Raw genomic sequence first — 7,148 nt, forward strand, 5'->3', positions numbered from 1 at the left:
GACCGAAAGGGGAGAACCTATCCAAAATGAATTTGTAGAAAAATAAATACATCAATGCTGATCAATGTAAATTGATTGTAATTTAAAGTAAAGTATCACTTGCTAAAAATGAGTTAATTAGGTTTTCTTTATGATATCTGAAATAACAATGATTGAGGGAATTTTGTTAGTTTTATGTATTCTGTTTTTTTATTCTAAAATTTTCGATATGCTCAGAAAGACAAAAAGCATCATCTATGTATTGTGTATACCCATAGTATTACTTTCATGCAAAGTTAAAGAGGAAAGCTTATCTGGTCAAAGTATAATTGAGCAAAGTATTACTAAACATGACCCCAATGCTTCATGGGATACGATAGATTTAAAAATTCATATTCAGGAGCCTAGATTATCAAACCCTGGGAGATATTCGATAGTAAGTATAAATAATGCCACCAATGCGTTTAAATTGATAAGAAATAGAGATACGCACCTTGCTGAGTATAGTATTGATGACAAAGGAAATGCTCAAGTAGCATTGGATGGGATAAAAGATATAGATAAAGAATTAATCGAAAAATATAGATTGAATCCTAAAAGAAATAAAGGATACCAAGATTTTTATAGGATTATGTATGGATTACCAATGAGCCTTACTTCTGAAACGATAGAAAGTATAGGTAAGGTGAGTATAGAAACCTTTAATAAAATTGATTGTTTTAAAATAGAAATAAAATTAAAAGAAAAACTATTTTCAAAACACTGGTATGTCTTTATTTCTAAAATGGATTATGAACTTAAAGGAATAGAAATTATTTTTCCAGATGATACTACCAAAGGAGAACGACTATATTTTGATGGAAATATCGAAATAAAAAACATAAATATCCCCAGAATAAGACATTGGCATGAATATTCTGATAATGCTTACTTGGGTTCAGATATTATTGTGAAAACAATTATGGATTAGAATATTTATAATAAACACATGAAATATCCTTGTATAATAGTATTAATGATACTGTTACTTTTGTTTGGTTGTAATGTAAATAAGAGAGATTACATTCTAAAAGAAAAAGATCTTATACCAGAAGGTACTGCATTTAATACTGAAACGAATATGATTTATATTGGTAGTATTTATAAGCAGAAAGTAATTGGAATTACTTCAAAAGGAAAAATTCGCGATATGATAGGTCAAGAATCATTCGGAAGATTAAGTCCAATAGGTATGGAGATGAACGTATCTAATAAAATATTATGGATCAATATGGCAGCTGCACCTATAGTAAATCAATCTAATGTTAAAAATTGGGAAACTGCTATTATGGCCTTTGATATAGTGAATCAGAAGATTAAAAAAACATACACTATTGAAAAAAGGGAAACAAGATCATTTTTTAATGATATTACAGTAGCAACAAGTGGAGATGTATACGCTACTGAGACAATGAATGGTAAAATTTATAAAATAGATAAAAATACAGACACATTAGATATCTTTATTGATCTGGAAAAGTATACGTTTCCTAACGGAATTGTTTATTACAATCCTCTTAACTGCCTGTTTGTAGCTACAAACGAGGGAATCCTAAAAATAGAGTTGCAAAACAAGATGATCACATTACTCAATACTACTAATATTGATACTAAAGGGATTGATGGGTTGGCTATTTATGATAATTATTTTATAGGACATCAAAGCTCTAAAGTTTCTAAGTTTTATTTTAATGAAGATATTTCAGAAATAACAAAAGTAGAAGTTTTAGACTCTGGAGAAGAATTTGATTCAAGTACTACAGGAGAAATTGGAAATGGATATTATCACTTCATTGTTAATTCTCAAATTAAAAGCGGAATCAATCAAAAGGAAAAAACGATAAAACCAATCGATAGTTTAGAAAAAATAATCATTAGAAGTATAAAATTATAGTATTAGAAATGTCATAAAGAAGGAAATATTGATCATAAACGATATGTCACCTAATTTTATACCTTCATATCTTAGCTAACATCTGGTATTAAAAAATAAGAATGGAATTGAATATTCATTATGATAATTTGTGGTCAGAATCTTTAGCAAAGTTCAATCAAAATGAATTTAATATTGATCCGTTAATCGAATCAACATCTGATTTAAGAAGAGGAATCACTTTATTGGTACGACCTAATAATAAGGTCAAAAGATTAATTTCAGAATTTATTGAAGAACTTAAACATATAGATCCTAATCAATATTATTATCCGTCTACAGATATACATGTTACGGTGATGTCAATAATCTCCTGCTATCAGGGGTTTGATATCAACGCTATAGATATTTCAAAATATATAGACCAGATAACAGATAGTCTTCAAACAACATTAAGAGATAGCATTACTTTTAAAGGGATTACTGCTTCTAGTTCCTGTATTATGTTAAAAGGGTTTACTAAAAATAATAGTTTGGACACTACGCGAATGAACTTGAGGTCAAATTTTAAGAAAACAACCTTAGAACATTCTATAGATACTCGATATAAAATAAGAACAGCACATGCTACAATAGTACGATTTAAATCAGAAATTACAGATCCAAAAGAATTCATTAAAGTATTACAAAAATATAGAGATGTTGATTTTGGATCTTTCGAAATTGATACCTACGAACTGGTATATAATGATTGGTACCAAACTAAAAAGAACACTAAGGTTTTATATAAATTTGAGATCTGATTTAAGAAATATGGAAAATCTATTCGCAGTTAAAGAAATTGAGAAAAAAGATATTCAACATATAGTACAGTATTGGAGTACTATTTCTACATCCCATTTAGAATCTATGGGTATAAAAAGGGAAGAATTATATATCTATGCGAATCTAGGTGAGTATATAGAAAAACAAATTAGCCTTCCATACGAACAAAAATCTGCCTTGTTTATGATAGGGCTAATAGATGGGAAACCTTATGGGCATTGTTATGTGAATAGTATAAAATTCAGAGAAGAAGCACATATGCATTTGCACATTTGGAATTCGGATAGAAGACAGAAAGGTTTGGGTAGTCAAATGGTTAAAAGATCGATACCTTATTTCTTTAAGAACCTAGAAATAAAAAATCTTATAAGTGAACCATATTATTTAAATAGTGCTCCTAATAAAACCTTGGTAAAACTAGGCTTCCAATTTGAAAAATGTTATGTATCCAAGCCTTCTGGATGGAACTTTGAATTAAAAGTACATCGATGGAAATTGACAAAACCCGTTTTTAAGGAAAAATTTATGTGAATCTGTAATACATAGATTTATATCTTGAAGAAGTTTTTTTAACGTATATTTGTAAACAATTATAGTAGAAATAAACCGAATCAGATTTATGTCTCTATTAGATACAATACAAAACTTTATCAAAATTGAACGAACAACCCGTCAAAGTAAAAAAAAGAATTGATGTATTAGATGTTTTCCGAGGATTCGCAATTCTCGGAATTTTTGTTGTCAATATTGTAATAATGAATTCAACTTTTCTTAATCAAGATGAATTTGCGAAGCAATGGACTTCAGGTATCGACCAAATTTCCAATAAAATCTTACAACTGTTTTTTTACACAAAATTCTTTCCTATTTTCTCATTGCTTTTTGGATTAGGAATTTCAATGCAAGCCTTAAAAATGTTGGAGAAAAATAAACTCTCATTTTCATTTTTTGCAAGAAGAATGTTTATACTTTTTCTTTTTGGCGTTTTACATATTGTATTTTTATGGTCGGGGGATGTGTTAAATCTGTATGCATTACTAGGGCTTTTAACCACACTTATGTTGAAAAAGTCAAACCAATTAATTCTCATTCTATCTGTAATTTTTCTCTTTTTTCCCTTTTATGACCAACTTTTTGAATATCTATTCAACCTTTTAAATTTTAAACCAGAAATTTATTTGAGTGAGTATACAGGAGAAACAGTCAATCAAATAATAAAAAATGGAACTTATCTTGAAGGCCTACAAATGAGGTTACTAGAGTATCTGTCAAACATACCTATGTTATTTGGGTTTTTAGCACCAGTTGCTATTTCAATGTTTCTTCTGGGACTCTATCTGGGCAAAAACAAAATTTATGATTCTTTGGATGCTTTCATTCAAAAAGTAAGAATACCGATATTGATTATTGCAATTTTAACCAATGCTTATAGAGTTGTTTTCTTATTTGTATTACCTAATTATGCAATTTATTCTACGAGAACCTTTAGACCTATATTCATAAAATTAATGGTATTCTCGGATATTGCAATGGGCTTGTTTTATCTGTGGGGTATTGGTTGGCTTTGGTATAATACCAAATGGAAATTTATTTTATCCCCATTAAAATATGTGGGTAGAATGGCTCTTACAAATTACCTTATGCAAAGCCTTATAGGTTTAATTCTATTTTCATCGATTGGATTTAAACTGTATGAGACGTTAAGTCCTTCGGTAGCGTTATTTACAGCGATTGTCGTTTTTGTTTTTCAGCTAATATTGAGTAAGGTTTGGTTAAATTATTACCGATTTGGACCATTAGAATGGATTTGGAGATGCTTAACATATAAAGAGTTATTACCAATAAAGAAAAATAATGTATCTAATAAAACATAAAAACCAGGTTCTACGATAAGCGTAAAATGTAGTATTATTTACATTATATACAAACCGTTAATTGTTATATATTAAATGAATACCAGAGATCTACTCATAAAATTTATACTTAGTATAGTTCCTATAGCAAGGAACGAGGCTCAGGAAATTGCTAATACCTTTCATCCAATTAAATTGAAAAAAGGAGAGTTTCTTCTTCGAGAGAATCAAACAAGTGATGACTATTTTTATTTGGAAAAAGGATTGATGCGTACTTTTTTATTTGATTTAGAAGGGAATGAAATAACAACTGATTTTTTCACTGAAGATAATATTGTATTCGAAGTTACTTCTTTTTTTAATCGTGTACGTTCTGAAGCCAATATCCATGCAATTACCGACTGCTATGGTTTTTCTATATCTCTTATGAAGAATTAAATACTCTTTTTCATGACAGACCGGCCTTTAGGGATTTTGGGCGTGCCATTTTAGTTAAAGAATTTATGGCTTCAAAAAAGCGCAATTATGGAATGATTAATCGGACAGCAGAAGAGCGTTATCAAAATTTGTTAACTGCAAAACCACAAATTTTACAATATTCTCCGCTGAAATATATTGCATCCTATTTAGGAGTTACAGATAGTACATTAAGCAGATTAAGAAAAAAAATATAATCGTTCCATTTCTTGCCTTTTGTCAAGTAATATGTATTGATTTCATCAGAAATTTACATTTATAAATACATAACAAATGGCAGATATATCAAATTTTATAATAATAGGTTTTGTTTTAACAACAGTAATTACTTTATGGAGCTTTTTTAAAGCTTCCAAAAATAAAAAAATAATTATAGGAATTATTTTGTGGATGGTCGTTCTGAGCATTCTGGGAATATCAGGGTTTTATAAAAACGCGAATGCAATTCCTCCTCGATTACTATTTTTATTAGGACCAGGTATTTTTTTCGTACTGATCGTTTTTTTTACTCGTAAAGGGAGAAGGTTTTCTGATAATCTTAATTTAAAATGGCTTACATTATTACATACGATAAGAATTCCGGTAGAGATTATTCTTTTCTACATTTTTGTAGAAGGATTAATACCTGATCTCATGACATTTGAAGGGTTAAATTTTGATATTCTTTCAGGGATTTCTGCTCCGATTATATATTATTTGGTTTTTATAAAAAAATGGATAGGTAACAAAGGACTTTTGATTTGGAATTTTATCTGTTTAGGGTTACTCATAAACATTCTAGCGATAGCAGTGTTAAGTGCCCAAACTCCTTTACAAATAATGGCATTTGACCAACCAAATATAGGAGTAACTTACTTCCCTTTTATATGGCTTCCAGCAGTAATTGTACCTATTGTTTTGTTTTCTCATTTGGCAAGCATAAGGCAATTGTTATCTTCAAGAAAATAAAAGAAGGTTAGGGAGTATAGTTTTAGATTTGAAGGTTTATGCTAAGCTTTTATTCGTCTACCCAGTATATAAAACAAAATATTTATATTTGACTTAGTATCGATTTTAAACATATTGTTGATCTATCATTTTGTTTTTCAGATATTTCTAAAACTGTAATAAAAAAAACATGAGAAAAATAATGTATTTGACTGCAGTTGGTCTGATCTTCTTTTCATGTAAGAGTGAAAAACCTGTTGAAGATAACAAACTAAATAAAGAAATTGAAGTTGTCAATGATAGTCTATCTGATGATGTACAAAAGAACCTTCAGAAACCTGAGGTTACTAATGAACCGATAGTAAAAGATACTATACCAACCCATGTTTTTAAATCAGGAGAAACTTTGTGGTATTTATGCAGGACATATTATGGAAACAGACATTATTCTTCGATTTTGTCAATATATAATGAAATCGAAAATGTTAACGATATTAAGAATGGTACAATTTTAAAAGTACCATCAATGCATAATCTACTTAAAGATCCTAAATTGAAACTTGATCCAATAATTCGAGTAGAAATTGAAAAAGTTTTGGAAGCAAGAGAAAAGTTCATGAAACATGAAAAGACACTTGGTGAGTCAAGAAAAAATGTTGAAGGAAGGGCACCAATCAAACTATCACAAAATACCAAAGTAGATCTTCAAAGTGCTATTGATTTGATTGATGAATCGATAAGCACCCTTGCAGAAGTGAAATCTGATTCAATTAATGCACCAATAAAAATGATTGGTCAATTAAAAAGCCTTTCAGCTAACCTTACTAATTTATCTAAAGGAAATCATGATGGGCCTTACCAATATGATTTGGATATGGTGCATCAAAGATTAGTTCACGCTATAAGAAATGCAATAACTTGGGCACAAAACAATTATCAATGAATAATTCTTGACAAAATATAAATAAGCCAATTCTCTTTTACCATATTTATTTTTAGCATATGAAAGATAAAATCGAAATAGAATTAAGTAAGAAAAAAATATTTCTATTAACCCGTTGTGCATTTAGAAAAAGTTGCGCAAACTGCTAAAAGGCAGTAAATTGTAGTTACGACACTATAATTCATATGCACAACTTTCAAGCAAATTACGATAAAATACTCAAGGTTTTAAA

9 protein-coding genes are annotated in these 7,148 nt (G+C 29.0%); all 9 read left to right on the plus strand.

Translation table 11 applies throughout. The annotated features are described in order from the left end of the window. Positions 1-208 precede the first annotated feature (208 nt). The 9 genes from FOF46_RS08110 (at position 209) to FOF46_RS08145 (ending at position 6,916) form a co-directional block, all read left to right on the plus strand. Positions 209-949, plus strand: a complete 741-nt coding sequence (locus tag FOF46_RS08110; RefSeq protein WP_143916109.1) for a DUF6503 family protein — start codon at positions 209-211, stop codon at positions 947-949. 45 nt (positions 950-994) lie between these two features. After that, on the plus strand, positions 995-1,912 hold the full coding sequence (locus FOF46_RS08115) for a hypothetical protein (protein WP_143916110.1): 918 nt from the start codon (positions 995-997) through the stop codon (positions 1,910-1,912). 101 nt (positions 1,913-2,013) lie between these two features. Next, positions 2,014-2,694, plus strand: a complete 681-nt coding sequence (locus tag FOF46_RS08120) for a 2'-5' RNA ligase family protein (RefSeq protein WP_143916111.1) — start codon at positions 2,014-2,016, stop codon at positions 2,692-2,694. Between the two features lie 10 nt (positions 2,695-2,704). Further along, the gene (locus tag FOF46_RS08125) at positions 2,705-3,247 is read left to right on the plus strand and encodes a GNAT family N-acetyltransferase (protein ID WP_167571773.1); all 543 of its coding nucleotides are present in this window, start codon (positions 2,705-2,707) and stop codon (positions 3,245-3,247) included. Positions 3,248-3,372: 125 nt separating this feature from the next. Continuing rightward, positions 3,373-4,590: a DUF418 domain-containing protein gene (locus FOF46_RS08130; RefSeq protein WP_143916113.1), complete on the plus strand. Its 1,218-nt coding sequence runs from the start codon at positions 3,373-3,375 to the stop codon at positions 4,588-4,590. Between the two features lie 75 nt (positions 4,591-4,665). Continuing rightward, a complete protein-coding gene (locus FOF46_RS08135) occupies positions 4,666-5,007 on the plus strand; it encodes a Crp/Fnr family transcriptional regulator (protein WP_143916114.1) in 342 nt (113 codons plus the stop codon). Positions 5,008-5,099: 92 nt separating this feature from the next. Then, positions 5,100-5,243: a cyclic nucleotide-binding domain-containing protein gene (locus tag FOF46_RS31445; protein ID WP_167571774.1), complete on the plus strand. Its 144-nt coding sequence runs from the start codon at positions 5,100-5,102 to the stop codon at positions 5,241-5,243. A 76-nt stretch (positions 5,244-5,319) separates the two neighbouring features. Next, the gene (locus FOF46_RS08140; RefSeq protein WP_143916115.1) at positions 5,320-5,994 is read left to right on the plus strand and encodes a hypothetical protein; all 675 of its coding nucleotides are present in this window, start codon (positions 5,320-5,322) and stop codon (positions 5,992-5,994) included. Positions 5,995-6,163: 169 nt separating this feature from the next. Beyond that, positions 6,164-6,916, plus strand: a complete 753-nt coding sequence (locus FOF46_RS08145) for a LysM peptidoglycan-binding domain-containing protein (RefSeq protein WP_143916116.1) — start codon at positions 6,164-6,166, stop codon at positions 6,914-6,916. The last annotated feature ends 232 nt before the right edge of the window (positions 6,917-7,148 follow it).

Source organism: Aquimarina algiphila (assembly GCF_007489275.1).
GTDB lineage: Bacteria > Bacteroidota > Bacteroidia > Flavobacteriales > Flavobacteriaceae > Aquimarina > Aquimarina algiphila.